15 protein-coding genes and 2 pseudogenes are annotated in these 18,423 nt (G+C 69.6%); 12 read left to right on the forward strand and 5 right to left on the reverse strand.

From position 1 onward, the window contains the following. Positions 1–187: 187 nt before the first annotated feature. The 4 genes from D7I43_RS30745 (at position 188) to D7I43_RS30760 (ending at position 2,467) form a co-directional block, all read left to right on the forward strand. Complete coding sequence (locus D7I43_RS30745; protein WP_147427347.1) at positions 188–487, forward strand: hypothetical protein; 300 nt, start codon at positions 188–190, stop codon at positions 485–487. A gap of 10 nt (positions 488–497) precedes the next feature. Further along, complete coding sequence (locus D7I43_RS30750; protein WP_120332075.1) at positions 498–1,115, forward strand: dihydrofolate reductase family protein; 618 nt, start codon at positions 498–500, stop codon at positions 1,113–1,115. Beyond that, positions 1,112–1,597 (forward strand): pyridoxamine 5'-phosphate oxidase family protein, encoded by a 486-nt coding sequence (locus D7I43_RS30755; RefSeq protein ID WP_120332076.1) that lies wholly within the window; start codon positions 1,112–1,114, stop codon positions 1,595–1,597. Before D7I43_RS30750 ends, D7I43_RS30755 begins: the two co-directional genes overlap by 4 nt. 315 nt (positions 1,598–1,912) lie before the next feature. After that, positions 1,913–2,467, forward strand: coding sequence for a hypothetical protein (locus D7I43_RS30760; protein ID WP_147427348.1), 555 nt, complete (start codon positions 1,913–1,915; stop codon positions 2,465–2,467). A 48-nt stretch (positions 2,468–2,515) separates the two neighbouring features. On the opposite strand, the pseudogene thyX reads toward D7I43_RS30760, so the two are convergent. After that, a pseudogene (gene thyX / locus D7I43_RS30765) lies at positions 2,516–2,673 on the reverse strand (FAD-dependent thymidylate synthase); the annotation flags it as partial. 235 nt (positions 2,674–2,908) lie between these two features. Between thyX and D7I43_RS30770 the strand changes: the two are divergent. Next, positions 2,909–3,712: a carboxypeptidase-like regulatory domain-containing protein gene (locus tag D7I43_RS30770; protein ID WP_240033290.1), complete on the forward strand. Its 804-nt coding sequence runs from the start codon at positions 2,909–2,911 to the stop codon at positions 3,710–3,712. Positions 3,713–3,792: 80 nt separating this feature from the next. Next, positions 3,793–3,921 carry a hypothetical protein gene (locus D7I43_RS34210; RefSeq protein WP_275670867.1) on the forward strand — a complete coding sequence of 43 codons (129 nt, stop codon included), beginning with the start codon at positions 3,793–3,795 and terminating at the stop codon, positions 3,919–3,921. Between the two features lie 165 nt (positions 3,922–4,086). Here the strand turns inward: D7I43_RS34210 and D7I43_RS30775 are convergent, their stop codons facing one another. The 3 genes from D7I43_RS30775 to D7I43_RS30785 all read right to left on the reverse strand — a co-directional run bounded on the left by D7I43_RS30775 (position 4,087) and on the right by D7I43_RS30785 (position 7,698). Beyond that, the gene (locus D7I43_RS30775; RefSeq protein ID WP_120332078.1) at positions 4,087–4,587 is read right to left on the reverse strand and encodes a hypothetical protein; all 501 of its coding nucleotides are present in this window, start codon (positions 4,585–4,587) and stop codon (positions 4,087–4,089) included. An 853-nt stretch (positions 4,588–5,440) separates the two neighbouring features. Next, positions 5,441–6,115, reverse strand: coding sequence for a response regulator (locus tag D7I43_RS30780; RefSeq protein WP_120332079.1), 675 nt, complete (start codon positions 6,113–6,115; stop codon positions 5,441–5,443). Then, positions 6,112–7,698: a sensor histidine kinase gene (locus D7I43_RS30785; RefSeq protein ID WP_240033291.1), complete on the reverse strand. Its 1,587-nt coding sequence runs from the start codon at positions 7,696–7,698 to the stop codon at positions 6,112–6,114. The genes D7I43_RS30780 and D7I43_RS30785 overlap by 4 nt, the downstream gene beginning before the upstream one ends. Before the next feature lie 174 nt (positions 7,699–7,872). Between D7I43_RS30785 and D7I43_RS30790 the strand changes: the two genes are divergently transcribed. The 3 genes from D7I43_RS30790 to D7I43_RS30800 are packed head-to-tail and all read left to right on the forward strand — an operon-like array spanning position 7,873 to position 11,095. Next, positions 7,873–8,880 (forward strand): Bug family tripartite tricarboxylate transporter substrate binding protein, encoded by a 1,008-nt coding sequence (locus tag D7I43_RS30790; RefSeq protein WP_192902313.1) that lies wholly within the window; start codon positions 7,873–7,875, stop codon positions 8,878–8,880. Then, a complete protein-coding gene (locus D7I43_RS30795; protein ID WP_240033292.1) occupies positions 8,877–9,593 on the forward strand; it encodes a tripartite tricarboxylate transporter TctB family protein in 717 nt (238 codons plus the stop codon). The genes D7I43_RS30790 and D7I43_RS30795 overlap by 4 nt, the downstream gene beginning before the upstream one ends. Then, positions 9,593–11,095, forward strand: coding sequence for a tripartite tricarboxylate transporter permease (locus D7I43_RS30800; RefSeq protein WP_120332082.1), 1,503 nt, complete (start codon positions 9,593–9,595; stop codon positions 11,093–11,095). The genes D7I43_RS30795 and D7I43_RS30800 overlap by 1 nt, the downstream gene beginning before the upstream one ends. A 109-nt stretch (positions 11,096–11,204) precedes the next feature. Here D7I43_RS30800 and D7I43_RS30805 read toward each other — a convergent pair whose 3' ends face one another. Next, positions 11,205–11,804, reverse strand: coding sequence for a hypothetical protein (locus D7I43_RS30805; RefSeq protein ID WP_147427349.1), 600 nt, complete (start codon positions 11,802–11,804; stop codon positions 11,205–11,207). Between the two features lie 183 nt (positions 11,805–11,987). Between D7I43_RS30805 and D7I43_RS30810 the strand changes: the two genes are divergently transcribed. From D7I43_RS30810 to D7I43_RS30820, 3 genes and pseudogenes are all read left to right on the forward strand, one after another. Then, positions 11,988–15,014, forward strand: a complete 3,027-nt coding sequence (locus tag D7I43_RS30810) for an AfsR/SARP family transcriptional regulator (RefSeq protein WP_120332084.1) — start codon at positions 11,988–11,990, stop codon at positions 15,012–15,014. A gap of 795 nt (positions 15,015–15,809) precedes the next feature. After that, positions 15,810–15,967 (forward strand): annotated as a pseudogene (locus tag D7I43_RS33925) (IS5/IS1182 family transposase); the annotation flags it as partial. 644 nt (positions 15,968–16,611) lie between these two features. Continuing rightward, on the forward strand, positions 16,612–18,378 hold the full coding sequence (locus D7I43_RS30820) for a N,N-dimethylformamidase beta subunit family domain-containing protein (protein ID WP_158610192.1): 1,767 nt from the start codon (positions 16,612–16,614) through the stop codon (positions 18,376–18,378). Positions 18,379–18,423: the final 45 nt, after the last annotated feature.

Consider the following 18,423-nt stretch of genomic DNA (forward strand, 5'->3'; position numbering starts at 1 on the left):
CCCTTGACCTGACACCCCGAACAACCAACGGCGGGGAACTATCTGGCCGCCGTTGGGGAGAACTCCGCGGCCGTCAGCGGGGACAACTGCCGGCCGCCTACGGGGAGATCAAAGAGACCGTTGACACGAGTCACCCGCCGAGGCCGGTGTGCCGCCATTCAGTTACTACGAGCCGGCGCGGTGGGCGATGGGCGACACCCGCCGGTACGCCGAGCGCATGGGTCTGATCGACATGCAGCCGCGGCGCGACCTCGCCTCAACCGGCTATGCCCTGGTCAACCCCGGCTCGGAGTATCTCGTGCTACAGCCGGACGGTGACAGGTTCACGGTCGATCTGCCAGCCGGCACCTACCAGGTCGAATGGTTCGACGTAACCACTCGCGAGACAACATCGAGTGACGCGCTGAACGTCGAGCAGGAAGGCGCGGTCGAGTTCTCGTCACCGTTCCCGCCCGGCCCCGCCGTTATATACATCAGCCGCACCTGAAGGAGTGGACATGAGCAAGGTGATCGCGGACATCTCGATGTCGCTGGACGGATACGTCACCGCACGTGGGGTGGACCTGGAGCACGGCCTCGGCATCGGCGGCGAGGCGATTCACGCGTGGGTGCTGGAGGAGCCCCGCTCACCGGTCGACGAAGCGGTGCTGGCGGACAGCTTCGAGCGGACCGGTGCTGTGGTCATGGGACGACGGCTGTACGACATCGTGGACGGCCCACACGGCTGGAGCGACGACGTCGGGTACGGGCACGACCAGAACCAGTCGGCCGCACCGCCGTGCTACGTCGTCACCCACGAGCCGCCCGCCACAGTGCGGCTCGCGTCCAGGTTCCGGTTCGTGACCGACGGCGTGGCAGCCGCCATCGACCAGGCCCGAGCCGCCGCGGGTGACAAGGACGTCGTCGTCATGGGCGGCGCGAACGTCATCGACCAGTGCCTGGCTGCGGGGCTCGTCGACGAGCTGCGCATCCACCTGTCACCCCTGGTGGTCGGCGGCGGCACCCGGCTGTTCGCGCTCGCCGGCCCGACGACGTTGATCCAGCGGCAGGTCACCGAGTCGCCACGGGCGACGCACCTCACCTACGAGGTCGTCCGAGAAGGTGGTCCACGATGACAGTTGACCTGGCGGCACACGCGCGGGCGCTGCTCGACGCGAACGGTTACCTGACGCTGGGCACAGTCGACCCGGACGGCCGGCCGTGGACATCGCCGGTCTATTTCGCCGCGGCCGGCCTGCGCGAGTTCTACTGGACCTCGGAGACCGCTGCGGTGCACTCCCGCAACCTCACCGAACGCCCGCAGGTCAGCATCGTGGTGTTCGACTCCAGCGTCCGGCCCCACCACGGCCGTGCCCTGTACGCGGCCGGGACGGCGAGCGAGCTGGCCGGCGACGATCTCGAACGCGGACTGGAGGTCTACCCAGGTCCCCCGGACCGGGGCGCCACCGCGCTGACCAGGGATGACGTGACCGGATCCTCCCCGTACCGCCTCTACCGGGCAACAGCGACCGACGTGTGGGTCCTCTGCCCGCGCGAGCCGAGACAGCCGTGCCCGCTGCACGCCCTCGCCAAAGACCATCGAGTCGGTATCGAGTAGCGACCGCGCCGGCGACAGAGGCCCGGTCGGCAGCCGACATCCGCAGGCCCGCAACGAGGTGGGATCAGGCGCCGCGACGGCCGGTACACCATGTGCCGCGGGACCGCTGCGACGAAGGGGACACGAGCGCCGGTGCGAGCCGGCTCGCCTTCGGTCGAGTCCGCATCACGGCTGCCACCATCCCTCCATCCCCACGGGGCGAGCCGCGCCACTCCCTCCGACGGGGGAGGCGGATGGCTCGGTGGAGGGATTCACTCCTATCGACGTCCGGTGATGCTGAACAGGTCAGCGGACGGGATAGTCAGAAGGAGCGACATGTTCAGGTCAGGTATGCGTGTGATGGCGTTGGCGGCGGTTGCGGTAGCGGGGGTGGCGGGGTCGCCCTCCGTCGCGCAGGCCCAGCAGTCCGAGGCGACGAGCGTCGCAACTGGGTGGTCGGTCGTCGCCGGGTTGGGACATTTCGTGTACGACGAGCCCGGCGTGGTTGGGCACCGCATCTGGTTCGGTGTCCAGGCGGTGACGGCCGCCGACGGGTCGACGCGCGGCCATTTCCTATACCGGCACGAGCTGCCGGACGGCACGCTGGTGGGGCAGGGACGAGCCGACGTGACGTGTCTGAAGGTCACCGGAAACGTCGCGGTGTTCACCGCGATCGTCCCTGAGGGCCAGGGCAATGTGAAGAACCATGGCTACTACGTGAAAATCATCGACGGTGGAAGTGAGCCGGACGAGATCGTCGACGCTCAGGCGCAGAACGGGCCGGAGCGGCCGCCCACCCACTGCCTCGACCCCGAGACCGACCTCCCCCCGGGATCCCCCCAGCGACCCCGGTACCCGGTTCTCATGGGCGGATACGTCGTCCATGGCTGAATAGAGCCGAGCCGGGGCCCGGCAGGTGCCGGGCCCCGGCGTACCGGATCACTGAGCGTGCGGGGTGGCGGCCCACCTCCGTACCGTCCGGCAGGGCGGAAACGGTGAAGTCGGCAGACACCTCGGGCGCCCACGCCCTGCAACTGCCGCAGGCACTCCACGGCGAACTCACGGATCTCGACGCCGGCGTGCTCCGTGGCGCGCACCACGTCAGGGGACGTGACCGGGGCCGCGGGTCGCGCAACCATCCCGACAGGGCATAGTGTCCCGCGGCGTCATCGGCCGATGGTGCCTGCCGTGGAGAGGGTGGTAGGAAGTGCCGACTCGCTTACGTGCCCGATGGGCCCGGGCCGCCGCATTGATCGCGCTGACCGGGGGGGGACGCTCGCGATGTCCGCGGCACCCGTGGCGGGCGCCCCGGCACCCGTCAGCATCCTGAGCGTGTCGGCGGAGAACGTGAAGCCCGGCGACAAGGTTCGCGTTCAGTTCCGTGTCACGAACAACGGAAGCCGGGCCGAAACGGCCATCGTGGTGGTCAGTGGCGGCTTGCAGTGCACCACCGGCTGCCGGGTGGAGCCGAACCTCAAACCCGGCCAGAGCCAGGACTTCCAGGCCACCCTTGTCGCGCCCCAGGTGCACGCGGGCGAGATCAGCGGTCTCAACATCTCCGTCGGCGTGCGGCTCGACGGGCAGAACAGCTTCGACTTCAAGATGGTCTATGTTCACGGCCCGGGCACGTCGCAACCCGGCGCGGGCGCGCCGCAGCCCGGTGGGGACGAGCCATCGTCGGAGGTGGACGGGGTGTCCGGCCAGGTCCGCGACGCCAGCGGCAAGGCGATCGGGGGCGTGGCCCTGACCGTCCGGGACAGTGCCGGGCACGAATACCGTACGACGAGCGACCAGAGCGGCCGGTTCTCGATCAAGTCGGGCGCCGGCAAGACGATCGCCGCGGGCCGGATCACGGTCGTCGCGGCCCTGGACGGCTATCGCACCGCCCGCACGACCGTGCGGGGCTCCGCCGGTGACACCGCGAGCGTGCGGCTGACCTTGACCGCCGTGGCCGCGCCCGCCACGACCGCGCCGTCGCCCACCGCAACGGCGGCGGAGGCGCCCCAGCCGGAGACCAGCGCAGCCGAGGCCGCACCCCCGCCCTCGAACCTGTCAGCGACGAGGGCAGCGGTTCGCTGCTGCCGTTCATCCTGGGCGGCCTACTGGTCGCTGCCGGCCTGGGCACACTGGCCCTGATGAGGATCCGCCGCCGGAACACGCCGGACAAGCCGGATCCGCATGCGGCGACTCAGCTCATGGCGCCGGCCGGAGCGGGCATGAGCGACGCACCGACCGCGGTGCTGCACACGACGCCGGCCGACGGGTTCCCCGGCCCGTACAGCGGGCCTCCGCCGGGCGGCATCCAGCAGGTCAGCCACGACCCATACGGCCGGCCGGCCCGCTAACACTGATGCGGCGGTTCGTAGCTTCCGAGGGTGATGAGTCGCAGTGGAAGTTCTCGATCTTCGACACGCCGGCCGGTCACACCAGCCGAGGCACCACCGCCGACCCGCGTCATTCAGCGCTGCCAGATCGGCTTGCAGGAGACACGCCGGCGCCGGTCCGGCAGGTCACTCGACAAGCCGGTCCTCAATGAAGCGCATCCGCTTCAGGATCTTTCCCTCCTCGCTTTTATCATAAACGTTGTATTCTTTTTGCGGCTGGGCATCCGACCAGGTGATCGATGCGATGAGATCGCTTCTGTGATGTTCCAGCCGATCCGTATTCATGTAACTTTCGTCGGGCTGCCAGTCGCTAGGCAAGTCGTCACTTTCGCGATAGAAAAACAGGTGAATGGCTCCATACCCGCTTCTGGCCCGATGATCCTTGGCGTACTCCTCCACCAGAACCTTGAGGTCCGTCAGATCTTCCGGTGGACTCAGAATCATGTAGTGCTTTCGGAGGGTCCGCGCCCCTTCGGTCTCCTTGCCGACAATCTCTTCGGTATTGGCGATTTCGAAGATCACTGTCTCGCCGTTTGGCTCCCCGATGTCTGCGCAGCCTAACAGGATTGGCAGGATGAGAAACGAGCCCAGGATCAATCCCAGAACCTTCGAGTTGACCTTCCTCACTCGATTCTCCTTCGAATCAAATATCTCGAATCCGGCCTGGTTTGGGATCCACTGCAGCAATCTTGCGCGCGCCCACCAGCTGAGGTCTGCAGTCACCGCCTACCGCGCAATGTTCGCCGAAGCCCGCGTGCCGGACACCCTAACCGAGGGTTCGGCTGCGGATGCGCTCGACGCCGCTCGAGCGCGGGCGCCGGGACTCGTCGCGGAGATCGACGGTATCGGCAACGGGACGATCTGCCCATCGCGGGCGTCGCGGCGCTCAGCCCGCTGTGAAGCGCTTGCGCCTGCGTCCCGCTCAATGGCCGGAGAGTGCTCCACATCCATCACGCTGGTTCCCGGCGAGTCGCCGCGCACAGTAGAAGACCTGGGGTATGAAAGGGCTGTTCATCGTGTGGCGGTTTCGGACGGCATCGGACCGGGCGGCTCAGTTCACCGCGTTCGGCTGCTCCTGAGGGTCGGCGTCAACGACGCCGGGCTGGGTCTGGCTTCAACCACTTCCTCTCCCCCGCCATCCGGCTGGTAGACCGCGTCGTGCGTGAAAACCGCGAGAGCGACGACCGACCGTCGGGCGTGCCTGAGAGATCTTGCTGGCTGGCCCTGGTTGCCCCAGCCTGCTGCCTGAGCGTGTACGGCAACGGGGCTGGGTACCGGTGATCTGCGCGACGGCTCTGACTACTGGGGGACCCGGCTGCGCTGTGCTCGGTTTCCTCGGGCGCAGAACTGGTTGCCGTCGGGATCGGCCAGCACGACAGCCCGTCCTCGCCGACCTCAAGCCGGGTGCTGAGAGCGACCAGCCGGTCGACCTCCGCTTGCTGGCCGCTACCAGTCGGAGCGAGTTCGAATCCCGGCCCGGTCAGACCAGCCAGGTGTAGCGGCGTTCGGGACGGCCGGCCGCTCCGTACTTCAAGGTCACCTCGGCCCGTCCGCTGCTGGAGAAGTGTTCCAGGTACCGGCGGGCACTGACCCGGGAGATGCCGACCAGGTCGGCGCATTCGCTGGCGGTGAGGGGGCCTGTCTGTTGACGGAGGGTCCGCTCCACGAGCGCGGCGGTTTCCGGGCTGAGTCCGCGCGGCAGGGTGTGCGCGCCGGCGACCGCGCCACTACGGGAGAGCACCCGGTCGATGTCGGCCTGGTCGGCGACGACCGCCGTACCTAGTGCGGTGCGGCGGACGGCATACTGCTCCAGCCGGCTGCGCAGCTCTTCGAAGCCGAACGGCTTGAGCAGGTAGTTGACCGCGCCGTAGCGGATGGCCGCGCGTACCGCCTCGGCCTCGCGCGCGGCGCTGATCACCAGGACATCGCAGTCGTGCCGGGCGGCCCGGATCCGGGCCACCACGTCCAGGCCGAACATGTCGGGCAGGTAGAGGTCGAGCAGGACCAGGTTGGGCCGCAACTCGTCAACCGCGGCCACCGCCTGCTCGCCGGTGCCGGCGGTACTCACCACCCGGAACCCGTCGATACGCTCGACGAATCCGCGATGGATCCGGGCCACCATGAAGTCGTCGTCGACAACCAGGACGTCGATCATCGCGCCTCCTCTGACATGGTGGCCAGTACCGATATCCGCGCGGTGAACATGGCGCCCTCGTCGGTGTTCGTCACCGCCACCTCGCCACCGCGGCGGCGGCACACCAGACGGGTGAGCGCCAGGCCGACACCCCGCTCGCCGCTGTGGGCCGCCTTCGTGGTGAAACCATTGGTGAATACCTCCTGCGCCAGCTCAGGCGCAATCCCGGGACCGGAGTCGCGGACGACGATTTCCACGGAGGAGGTGTCCTGGCGCAGCTCGACCTCCACCCAGGCCGGGCGCTCGTCCGGGTCGTCGGCCACCTCGCCGCCCGCCACCGCCTCGATCGCGTTGTCCACCAGGTTGCCGAGCACCGTGGCGACGTCCGCCGACAGCTCCGCCGGCAGGCGGTTCAGCCCGGTCCGCTCGGAGATCCGCAGCTCCACCCGCCGTTCGGCGGCCACCGCCGACTTCGCCATCAGCAGGGCGGCGATCGCGGTGTCGTGGATCCGGCTGGTGACCGCCAGGTCGAGGGAGGCTCGGTGCCGGCTCAGCGCGTCCACGTAGCGGACCACCTCGTCGTGCTCGCCGATCTGGATCAGCCCGGAGATGGTGTGCAGCTGGTTGGCGAACTCGTGGGTCTGCGCCCGCAGCAACTCGGTGGTGCTGCGGAACGAGCCGAGCTCCTGCTCCAGACGGGCCAGCTCGGTGCGGTCTCGCAGCGTGGTGACCGAGCCGAGTCTGCGGTTGTCCTTGCGTACCGTCATTCGGTTCATCACCAGCACCCGGCCGCGTCGGATCACCACCTGGTCCCGGGTGTCCGGGCTTCTGTCGGCGCCAGCCAGTACGTCCCGCAGCCGGCCGTTGATGCGCAGCTCGCGGAGGCTGCGGCCGAGACAGTTCTCTGGCAGGTCGAGCAGCCGCCGACCGACCGCGTTGATCAGGGTGACCCGCTGCTGTGTGTCGAGCGCGATCACCCCCTCGGCGATGCCGTGCAGCAACGCCTCGCGGTGCTCGGCCAGCCCGGCGATCTCACGTGGTTCCAGGCCCAGAGTCTGCCGCTTGATCCGTCGGGCCAGCAGCCACGACCCGACCACCCCGAGACCGCAGGCGATGCCCAGGTAGGTGAGAAGGTACGAGGAGGCACCCACCAGCCGCGCCGACCAGGTCGGCGACGCCTCACCGACGACCACCACGCCCAGATACCGGCCGAGGTTCTTCTTCGTCTTCGGATCGTCGCCGAGCACCGGCACCTGGGCCACCAGCTGCCGGGTGCCGTCGACCTCCAGCTCGCCGAACCAGCTCCGGCCCTGCGCCACCCAGGGGTCGCCGAGCACCACCGGGCTGCCGACCAGCGTCGGGTCTGTCGAGCTGACCACCCGGCCACGCTCGTTCGCCACGGTCACGTGGGTCACCCCGGACCGGATCAGTGTGTTCTGTATCAGCGGTGCGATCGCCTCGGCGGGTGCCGGCTGGGTGAGCTGGTCGCGTAGCAGCGGGCTGCCGGCGAGTTCCTCGCCGAGGGCGGCGACCCGGCGCCCCTCGACCCGGTTGAAGGTGGCGGCCGACTGGGCCAGCGAGACAGCGGCGACCGCCACCAGCACAACGACGATGATCGCTAGCTGAAGGACGAGAAGCTGCCCGGCGAGTGTACGTCGCCAGGACGTGACCGCGACCACAAAGACCTCAACTTCCGCTGGTGACACAACGCAGACAGGCGACCTGCTCGGAGGCCACCATCTTGCAGCCGGACTCATTCGAAACGGAAGAGAAACATCATGGCAACAAGGAGAACCCTGCTGGTCACCGCAGTGGCCGCCGCGACGACGCTCGCCCTGGTGGCCTGCGGTGCCACGGCCGAGAAGGACGGATCCGGTTCCGGCAACGACGGCACGCCGGTCACCGGACTACGGATCATGGTTCCCAACACCCCCGGTGGTGGCTACGACACCACGGCTCGCACTGCCGCGAAGGTGATGGAGGACGCCAAGATCGCCACGGGTGTGCAGGTGTTCAACCTGCCCGGGGCGGGCGGCACGGTCGGTCTCCAGCGGACAGTGAACGAGAGGGGCAACGGCAAGCTCGCCATGCAGATGGGGCTGGGCGTGGTCGGTGCCTCGTACACCTCCAAGTCCACCGCGACGCTGACCCAGACCACCCCGCTGGCCAAGATGATCGAGGAGGCCGGCGCCATCGTGGTGCCGAAGGACTCCCCGTACAAGACCATCAACGACCTGGTCGCGGCGTGGAAGGCCAACCCCAAGGGCATTGCGGTCGGCGGCGGCTCCTCGCCCGGCGGCCCGGACCACCTGCTGCCCATGCAGCTCGCCAAGACCGTCGGCATCGACCCCCGCCACGTCAATTTCGTCTCGTACGACGGCGGCGGCGAGCTGCTGCCGGCCGTGCTCGGCGGCAAGGTGGCCTTCGGCGCCAGCGGGTTCGGCGAGTTCCTCGACCAGGTCGAGGCCGGCCAGATCCGGGTCCTCGCGGTGACCAGCGAGGCGCCGATCGAGGCGCTCAGGGACGTGCCGACGCTCAAGTCCGCTGGCATCGACCTGGTCTTCACCAACTGGCGGGGCATCGTCGCGCCGCCCGGAATCAGCGAGGCCGACAAGAAGGTCTGGATCGACGTGCTGACCAAGATGCACGAGTCGGAGGAGTGGAAGGCCGAGCTGAAGAAGCGTGGCTGGACCGACGCGTTCGTCACCGGTGACGAGTTCGGCACGTTCCTGACCGAGCAGGACAAGGCAGTGGCCGACGTGCTCAAGCAACTCGGGTTGGCATGACCGACAGGACGAACCGGCCGGTACGGGGCGGCGACCCGCCGCTCCGACCCCCGGCGGAACCCGAGATCCCAGTGCAGCCGACGGTCGCGCCGGCCGAACCGGCCGCTGCCCAGCGGACACAGCGGGCCACGACCGAGCCGACCGGGCCGGGCGCGCTGCGTACGCCGGACGAGCCAGCGCGCGCCGGAACCGACCCGGCGGCGACCTCGGAGGCGGCCGCTGGGCGGAAGCGCGACCCGGCGCAGTACGGCGTCTGTGCATTTCTCGCCCTGGTCGGCGCGCTGGTCATCGTCGACGCGACGACGCGGATCGGCAGCGCGATCAACTCGGCGGACCCAATCGGCCCCAAAGCGGTACCAATCCTGCTCGGCGTGCTGTTGCTGACGGTCGCGGCGGTCTATGCGGTGGACGTGTTCCGCGGCGGCGCCGGTGAGCCGGAGGCCGGCGAGGACGTCGATCTGAGCACCCCGATCGACTGGCGAACCGTGCTACTGCTGATCGGGGCGTTCCTGGTCAACGCGGTGCTCATCGACCGGCTCGGCTGGGTGATCAGCGGGACGATCCTCTACTGGGGCTCGGCCTACGCGCTCGGCAACCGCCACTACATCCGGAACCTACTGATCTCCATCGCACTGTCGCTGATCACATTCTATGCCTTCGCCATCGGGCTCGGTGTCGACCTGCCCGCCGGCGTCCTGCAAGGGATCCTGTAATGGAAAACCTGGGCAATCTGATCGAGGGGTTCGGTCATGTGCTGACCCCGATGAACCTGCTGATCGCGCTGCTCGGGGTGACCATCGGCACCGCGGTCGGCGTGCTGCCCGGCATCGGCCCCGCGATGACGGTGGCGCTGCTGCTGCCGGTCACCTACAACCTGGGGCCGACCCAATCGCTCATCATGTTCGCGGGCATCTTCTACGGCGGCATGTACGGCGGATCGACCACCTCGATCCTGCTGAACACCCCTGGCGAGTCCTCCTCGGTGGTGACCGCTATCGAGGGCAACAAGATGGCCAAGGCCGGGCGCGCTGCCCAGGCCCTGGCCACCGCCGCGATCGGCTCGTTCGTCGCCGGCACCATCGCCACCGTCCTGCTGGTGGTGGTCACCCCACCGGTGGTGCAGTTCGCGATCAGCCTCGGCGCACCCGACTACTTCGCAGTGATGCTGCTGGCGTTCGTGGCGGTGACCGCGATTCTCGGCGCGTCCCGGGTCCGCGGCTTCGCCTCGCTGCTGATCGGCCTGACCATCGGCGTGATCGGGGTCGACCAGACGGGTCAGCAGCGGCTAACCTTCGGGATCCCGCAGCTCATCGACGGCATCGACGTGGTCGTGGTGGCCGTCGGCATCTTCGCCGTGGGCGAGGCTCTCTGGATCGCCGCGCACCTACGCCGCAAGTCCGGTGAGGTGATCCCGGTCGGTCAGCCATGGATGGGGAAGGAGGACTGGAAGCGGTCCTGGAAGCCGTGGCTGCGCGGCACCGCGCTCGGGTTCCCGTTCGGCGCAGTGCCGGCCGGCGGGGCAGAGATCCCGACCTTCCTGTCATACATCACCGAGAAGAAGCTCTCCAAGCACAAGGAGGAGTTCGGGCGGGGTGCGATCGAGGGCGTCGCCGGGCCGGAGGCGGCCAACAACGCCTCCGCCGCAGGCACCCTGGTCCCGATGCTGGCGATCGGCCTGCCCACCAACGCCACCGCCGCGGTGATGCTGGCCGCCTTCGAGCAGTTCGGCATCCAGCCCGGGCCGTTGCTGTTCACTCGCGAGTCCACCCTGGTCTGGACACTGATCGCCAGCCTCTTCATCGGCAATCTGCTGCTGCTGGTGCTTAACCTGCCGCTCGCCCCGGCGTGGGCCCGCCTGCTGCGGATCCCGCGCCCGTACCTCTATGCCGGGATCATCTTCTTCGCCTCGATGGGTGCGTACGCGGTCAACGCCCAGCCGTTCGACCTGTTCCTGCTGCTAGCCCTGGGCCTGCTCGGCTTCGGCATGCGCCGCTTCGGCCTGCCGATCCTGCCGCTGATCGTCGGTCTCATACTCGGCCCGCATGCGGAGTTGCAGGGCCGGCGAGCGCTGCAACTCTCCGGCGGCGAGTTGCACGGCCTGATCGGCGGCTGGGTGTCCATGCTGATCTACGCCTCCATCCTGGTGGTGCTCCTCTGGCCGCTGATCGGACGGTTCGTCGTCCGCCCGCTGAGAGGAAGGTTGGTGACCGGATAACCGTGCTCGTGAGGTACGTCCTCGCCGCTCGGCGAGGCGGCTCTCGCAGCCGCGACGGACGCCGCAGGCGGGTGCGGTCGCCCGGGGTTGGGCGACCGCACCCTGTCGGTCAGAGGTCCACGTGCCCCAGGTTGAGGCTGCGGCAGTTGTTGGCCGGGTCGAACGTCCACGCGTCCATGATCAGACTGAACCGTGTGTCGTGCTTGTATCCGGTGGCCAGCCGGGCGTACTTGGTGTAGCGGTAGGAGCCGTCGGCGTACCGGTCCCAAATCGAGGACGTGCCGCCGGGCACCCGGTTCCAGATGGACCAGGTGTGGTCCTGGAAGACGGTGTTCTCGAACCGCCAGCCTTGGCACGAGGCGTAGCTGCCGCCCATGATGAGGCCCCAGCCGCTGTAGTAGTCACCGGTCCAGATGCACATCTCCCCGTACCAGCAGTCCGACTCGTAGGAGGGGTAGAAGACGTAGGCGTACGTTTCGCCGGCGGCCGGGGCGACCCCTGCCGTCGGTGAGACCTCCCGCAACGTGCCGTCCGGCTCGATCCGGTAGGCCTTGCGGATTCGCTCGGTCCGGTCACCGACGGTGGTGGCCTGCGCGGGGCGGTCGCGCTCGGTCGCGGACACCGGTCCGGCGGGCCCGATGGCCACCAGTGCCGAGCCGAGCACTGCGACGAGTCCGAGAGCGGCCATCATTCGTGCGGCGAGTTTCATGGGTACCTCCTTCAGGGTTCGGCGGCGGCAGCGGGGTTGCTGTCGTACGAGCCCGGAGCCGCCGGCTGCTGTTCCTCGACCCTGTCGGCACGGTCTGGTTGGCGACCTTACGAACGTCTTAGCTGCCGGCGCCGCATAGCGTCGCTCTAGTACCGACTAGTCGTCCAGGACGCGGAGGAGGGCATGGAGGTCCGGTTACTCGGCGCGGTGGAGGCGCGCGCGGCCGGCCAGCCGCTCGCCCTCGGCCCGCCCAAGCAGCGGGCGGTGTTCGCGGCGTTGGCGGTGGATGCCGGACGGCCGGTCCGGGTGGAAACCCTGGTGGACCGGGTCTGGGAGGATCCGCCGCCCGCCGAGGCGCGCAACGCGCTGTACGCGCACATCATGCGGATCCGGCGCCTGCTCGCCCGGGCGGCCGAGCTGGACGGCAGCGCTGCCCGGCTGGACCGTCGGCCCGCCGGATACCTGCTGGAGCTCGATTCGGACCGGGTCGACCTGCACCGCTTCCAACGTCTGGTGGACCAGGCACGCGACGGTCGGTACGACGACACGCAACGCGTGACGCTGCTGCGCCAAGCGCTGGACCTGTGGCGGGGCGACCCGGTGGCGGACCTGTCTGGCGGGTGGTTCGCCCGGTTGCGGGACGGCTTGCAGCAGCACCGGTTGGCCGCTGTCGTGGCGTGGGCCCGGGCTGAGCTGCGACTGGGCAACCACGACGCCGTCCTCGGGCGGCTGTCCGACCTGGTGGTCGACCACCCGTTGGTCGAGCCACTGGTCGCGGTGTCGATGCAGGCGCTGCACGCCGCCGGCCGGGGCGCCGAGGCTCTGGCGCACTACGCGGTCACGCGGGCACGGCTGGCCGAGGAGCTCGGCACCGATCCCGGCCCGGAACTGCGGAACCTGCACCGGGCCATCCTGCGCGGGGAACCCGTGCTGGTCGGGCGGGACATCGCCCGGCCGGTACCCCGGCAGCTCCCGACCCCGCCGCCGTCGTTCACCGGCCGGACGCGGGAGCTGGCCGCCCTCGATCAGATGTGGGACGCCGCCACGGTGGTGATCAGCGCCATCGACGGGATGGCCGGGGTCGGCAAGACCGCCCTCGCCATCCACGTGGCCCACCGAATCGCCGACCGCTACCCGGACGGGCAGCTCTTCGTCGATCTGTACGGTCACACGCCCGGGATGTCGCCCCGCGAGCCGGGCGAGGTCCTCGACCAACTGCTGCGCTCCCTCGGTGTCCCGGGCCCGCAGGTCCCGGCCGGGCTCCAAGAAAGGGCCGGGCTGTACCGCACCCGGCTGGCCGACCAGCGGATGCTGATCGTGCTGGACAACGCCGCCACCGAGGCGCAGGTGGCGCCGCTGCTGCCCGGTGCGCCCGGCTGCCTGGTCCTGATCACCAGCCGGCACCGGTTGACCGGCCTGGACCACACCGGTGCGCTGTCCCTGGACATTCTGCCCACCACGGACGGAGTCGAGTTGTTCGAGCGGACCGTCGGCCGGGACCGGCTCGGCAGCCCGCCGACCGAACTGCTGGTCGAGGTGGTGGAACTGTGCGGCCGGCTGCCGCTGGCGATCCGCATCGCCGCCGCCCGGCTGCGCTCCCGTCCCTCCTGGAGTCTGTACCACCTGGTGCTGCGCCTGCGTGACGAGGAACATCGACTGGCCGAACTCGACGCCGGCCGGCGCAGTGTCACCGCCGCCCTCGATCTGTCCTACCGGCACCTGAACCGTGCCCAGCAGGACGCGTACCGGCTGCTGGGCCGGCACCCGGGCCCGGACATCGAGCAATACGCCCTCGCCGCGCTCCTCGGGGTGTCGCTGCGGCAGGCCGGGCGGACGGTCGACCAGCTCCTCGACACCCACCTGCTCCAGGAGCCGGTCCCGGGCCGGTACCGGTTCCACGACCTGGTCCGCACCCACGCGGCCGGCATGGCCGGCCCCGACCAGGCGGCGATCGACGCGGCGCTGGCCCGGCTGCTCGACCACTACCGGGAGACCGCGGCACGAGCAACGGCGATCGCCTACCCCTACGCACGGCGGCCACCGCCGCTCGGCCCACCCGCCGAAGCCCCCACCGTCGACCTGCCCGACCAGGCGGCCGCGCTGGACTGGTTGGACGCCGAGCTGCCCAACCTGCTCGCCGCCGCGCATCACGCCAGCGCGCACGGCATGACCGCATACCTGCCGTACCTGTCGACCACCCTGCACCGGCACCTGCACACCCGGGGCCGGTACCCGACCGCCGAGGTCCTGCACCACCAGGCACTGGCGTCGGCCCGGACGGCCGGCCGGCCGGCGGACGAGTTGACCGCCTGGAACGACCTCGGGCACATCCACCGGTCCCAGGGGCGCAACGCCGAGGCCATCGACGACTTCCGGCAGGCGCTGCGGATGGCTCGCGCGACAGGCGAACGGGCCGGCGAACTCGACGCCCTCGCCGGCCTCGGTGACGTCCACCGCTCCCAGGGCAGGTTCGCCGACGCCACCGACTGCTACCGTCAAGTCCTGCGGATCGCCGAGGAAACCGACCATCGCCGCGGCACGCTGGACGCGCTGCACGGTCTCGGCCACATCCACCGCCGGCAGGGCCGCCCCGAGCAGGCCATCGACCACCTGGAGCAGGTGCTGCGGATCGCCCGCGAGACGGGGCACCGGCCCCGCGAACTGGACGCGCTCAACGGGCTGGGCCTGGTGCACCGCACCCAGCGGCGGCAAGCGCGGGCTGCCGAGTACTACCGACAGGCGCTGGCGCTGGCCCGGGAAACCGGCCATCACCGAGGTGAGCTGGACGCGCTGAACGGCCTAGGCGACATCCTCCGCGCCCAGGGCCGGTACCCCGAGGCCGTGGCCCATTTCCGGCAACTGCTCGACCTGGCCAGGGAAGCCCGCGATCGCAACCTCGAGTTCGAGGCCCGGCAGGGCCTGGGCCGGATCCGGTACGCCACCGGCGATCCGGCGATCGCCGCCGACCAGCACGCGCGGGCCCTCGCCCTGGCGGACGAGTTGGGACAGCCCCTCGACCAAGCCCGCGCCCACGACGGACTCGCCCACGCCCAACACGCCCTCGGCCGGTTCGAGTCGGCCCGCGACCACTGGCGACAGGCCCTGGCCCTGCTAACCAAGCTGGGGGTCGACCAGACCGAGGACGAGGAAACCAGCACCGACGCCGTCCGCGCCCACCTGGCCCGCCTCGATCCAGCATCGGCCGAATGAACGGGACCCGCGAGGGCGGTCACCGGCTGCTTCTCATGGGGAAAGGAAACTGGGGCATCACCTCCCCACCCACACCACCTCGCACGCCGACGCATTCCTCTGCGAGAGGCTGGCGATGCCGAACACATCCACCCAAGTCGGCTCGCCGGGCGTTGCCGGTTTGTCTCTCATCGAAACTGATCCGGCGGGCGGGCTCTGTCGCCGAATCGTTGAGGCCCTCACCGCATCGGTTCGGGTAGACCCACCGTTTCGCGTGCCTCTCGAGGTGCGGTTGAGGGGACGGGTTCAGATCGGTCGCTGGCACGACGGGGGCTCGGAGGGGCCGTTGGATGCTCAGCCCTCGGTGTTCCTTGACACCCTGCCCGCAGGAGCCAAGCCCAACGCTGGCCCCACCCTGGAACGACGCTTAGGTGTGCCGGCTGGTATGCAGGGGACGACGCGCCGCATGCTGCGACTGCCGGACGGACCCGGCGTGGAGCTGTTCGAGTTCTCCACACCAGATCAGCGGCCGGCGGCGTGGGCGAGTGTGCCTGGGGCCTGCAGCACCTGGCGCTGAACGCGGACGATCCGGCGGCGACCGCCGAGCGCGTTCGGCGGCCGCTGGCGAGCAACCGCGCCGGTCGGCCCGCTACCGGGGCCAGAGAGCGGGCCAGGCAACGAATACGTCTACGGCCGGACACGGTGGGGCATGACCATCGAACTGTTGCGCTCCCCCTCCCCGCACCCTACGAGCAGAGCGCCCACGACCGGCGCTGGCGTCCGCAACTGTCGTAGCGCTCATCCTTCCTCCTCAGCCTCGCGGGCGCGTCGGCCGCCCTGCCCGGCTCCGTTCACGACCTGACCGCCGTCCGTACTCACGGCCTGGTCGACGCCCTAACCAACGCCCACGTGCTGACGTTCGCGACACGGGCTACCTTGGCGCCGGCGGCACCGTCTGGACGCGTTCGCGGAGGGCGCCCGCTATCCACGATGAAATGGCTCATTGGCAGACCGGTGCGGGTCCTGGCCAGCAGCGACGTGGACAGCAGGACGTAGGAGATCATCCGCTTCGCCCAGCTGCTCGACCAGAGTGGGATCTTGCCCGTCAAGGCCAACCAGCCCACCCTGCACCCAGCTGGGCGGTTCGCGTGCCGATTTCCGACGCTGATCAGCACGGCCGGGCCGTTCATCGACGCCCATCGACCGCTGGGTGCATGCCGCGTAGCCGCTGGTCGATGGTTCCCGCTCGCTCGTCGCCGCGCGTAGTGAGCATCTTTCTGAGCGTGGGGTGAAATGCGTAGGCTGCCTGCCATCCCTTACACCGACCGTCCGGTGGCCACGCCGCTCCTCACGCCGCCGGAAGTGCCTACCCGGTACGGAACGTCGTGCGTTGCGCGCCCACAAACGGGCCCTGCCGCGCCGGCTTCTTCGTCCTCCCTCCGGCCACTTCGGCCGCGAGCCTGATCCGCGCGTCCATCGGATATGTCATCGCCCGCTGGGTGCGAGAGGCCCGATGCGCGAGAGAGGAGGCAATTGCCCGGGGGCTACGCAGGGGCCGCTCGACCGGCCACCCGCCCCGGCCCTGAAATCGGCAGTCGACCCAGGAGGTTCCCCCAAGATGAGGAGATCACGAACGACCATCGCCGTCGTCGCGGTCGTGGCCCTGGTGGCCGCGACACCTGGCGCGACCCCGTCCTTCGCTGGCAGCATGGCGGACCCGTCCACGGCCGCGCGCTACATGCCGGACGAACCCCTGCCCACCGAACCCGTCCCACCGCAGGAGCAGCTCGACGGGCTTGGCGTCAGCGGCTACCCCGACAGGCTCAGCGTCGAACCCGGCGAGACCGTCTCGATCATGGTCAGCACCAAGGAACCGACGTTCAACTCGCGGATCGTCCGCGTACAGCACGGCGACGCCGACCCCGCGGGCCCGGGCATCAAGGAACAGGTCATCGACACGCCGGTCAACCGCACGTACCCGGGCCGATACCAGCCGCTGCCGCTGGGGTCGTACGTCACGGTTCCCGACGACAGCCGGCTCAAGCCGTCCGGCAGCTTCAGCATCACCGCCTGGATCGCACCGACCACGATCCCGGGCTCGCCGTACAACCGGGTGGCGCTTCAGCGGACCCCGGTCGGTACGCCGCGGCTGCAGGGGCTGGTCACGAAGTGGTCGGCCGCGGACGCGCGCGGCTACGGCCTGTTCATCGACGAGCAGGGCAGCCTCGCCCTGCGACTCGGCTCCCGATCGGGCGTCGAGACCGTCTCGACCGGGGTCAAGCTGCGGCCGTGGGCACCGGCGCAGGGCGGTCCCGAGATGTACTTCAACCGCAACCCCCGACCGCAGCACGTCAACAACTCCGGTTGGTACTTCGTCGCGGCTACTTATGACGCTCGCACCCATTCGGTGACCGTGACGCAACGCCCCGTCGCTGACCATCCGGACGACTCGGTGGCGACCGTGACCAAGCGGGTCAACGCGCCGCGGATCAACCACACCACAGCGCCGCTGCTGATGGCCGCCCACTGGGACCGCCCCGGCGGCGGCCATCCCACCGGCTTCTACAACGGCAAGATCGAATCTCCGACGATCTACGACCGCGCTCTCACTGCGGCCGAGATCGCGGCGGCCGAGCGGGGCCGGGCGCCGTCGCGGGCTGCGGCGGCATGGGACTTCTCCCGCCAGATCTCCACCGACAAGGTCGTCGACAGCGGGCGGCACCGGCTCCACGGCCGGGCGGTCAACCTTCCGGTCCGGGCGCTGACCAGCCACGACTGGGATCGCAAGACGATGAACTACAACGAGGATCCGGCGCAATGGGGCGCGGTCTACTTCCACGAGGACGACCTCGGTGATGCGGGATGGTCACCGAGCTTCCGGTGGAAGGTGCCGGACAACGCACGGAGCGGGGTGTACGCGGCGCGGCTGGAGGCCGGCGGGAAGGTCTACCACGCCACGTTCGTCGTACGCCCGAAGCGACCCAAGGCGAAGATCGCCATGCTCGTGCCGACGCTGACCTATCTGGCGTACGGGCAGACCGGCGGAACGATGTCGCAGTACTCCGACCATGCCGACGGCAGCGGTTACGTGTACTCGTCAGCCAAGCGCCCAATCCAGAACCTCCGGTCGATGACGACCGGCCCCAACGGGGAGGGCCGGCCGTGGGCGTTCGAAGCGGACACCCACATCTTCGACTGGCTGGAGACCAAGGGGTATGACGTCGAGTACATCACCGACCACGACGTGGACCGGGAAGGCCGGGCCATCCTCGACACGTACCAGACGGTCATCACCGGCACACACTGTCCCGCCCCGGGTTTGATGGAGACATCGAAACCTGGGAGGAACACCAGCGATGCCTGCACCGAAGAAGTACAACGATGAGCTGCGTGAGCGTGCGACCCGGTTGGCGGTCGAGGCCCGTCGGGA

The organism is Micromonospora globbae, assembly GCF_003610785.1.
Lineage (GTDB): Bacteria > Actinomycetota > Actinomycetes > Mycobacteriales > Micromonosporaceae > Micromonospora > Micromonospora globbae.

Excerpts from the sequence above, each read along its gene's own strand:
- D7I43_RS30780 (WP_120332079.1), bottom strand. The coding sequence starts at position 6,115 with ATGATCGACGTCCTGGTTGTCGACGACGACTTCATGGTGGCCCGGATC.
- D7I43_RS30755 (WP_120332076.1), top strand. The coding sequence starts at position 1,112 with ATGACAGTTGACCTGGCGGCACACGCGCGGGCGCTGCTCGACGCGAAC.
- D7I43_RS34210 (WP_275670867.1), top strand. The coding sequence starts at position 3,793 with ATGAGCGACGCACCGACCGCGGTGCTGCACACGACGCCGGCCGACGGG.
- D7I43_RS30800 (WP_120332082.1), top strand. The coding sequence starts at position 9,593 with ATGGAAAACCTGGGCAATCTGATCGAGGGGTTCGGTCATGTGCTGACC.
- D7I43_RS30805 (WP_147427349.1), bottom strand. The coding sequence starts at position 11,804 with ATGAAACTCGCCGCACGAATGATGGCCGCTCTCGGACTCGTCGCAGTG.
- D7I43_RS30795 (WP_240033292.1), top strand. The coding sequence starts at position 8,877 with ATGACCGACAGGACGAACCGGCCGGTACGGGGCGGCGACCCGCCGCTC.
- D7I43_RS30820 (WP_158610192.1), top strand. The coding sequence starts at position 16,612 with ATGAGGAGATCACGAACGACCATCGCCGTCGTCGCGGTCGTGGCCCTG.
- D7I43_RS30810 (WP_120332084.1), top strand. The coding sequence starts at position 11,988 with ATGGAGGTCCGGTTACTCGGCGCGGTGGAGGCGCGCGCGGCCGGCCAG.
- D7I43_RS30745 (WP_147427347.1), top strand. The coding sequence starts at position 188 with ATGGGCGACACCCGCCGGTACGCCGAGCGCATGGGTCTGATCGACATG.
- D7I43_RS30790 (WP_192902313.1), top strand. The coding sequence starts at position 7,873 with ATGGCAACAAGGAGAACCCTGCTGGTCACCGCAGTGGCCGCCGCGACG.
- D7I43_RS30750 (WP_120332075.1), top strand. The coding sequence starts at position 498 with ATGAGCAAGGTGATCGCGGACATCTCGATGTCGCTGGACGGATACGTC.
- D7I43_RS30760 (WP_147427348.1), top strand. The coding sequence starts at position 1,913 with ATGTTCAGGTCAGGTATGCGTGTGATGGCGTTGGCGGCGGTTGCGGTA.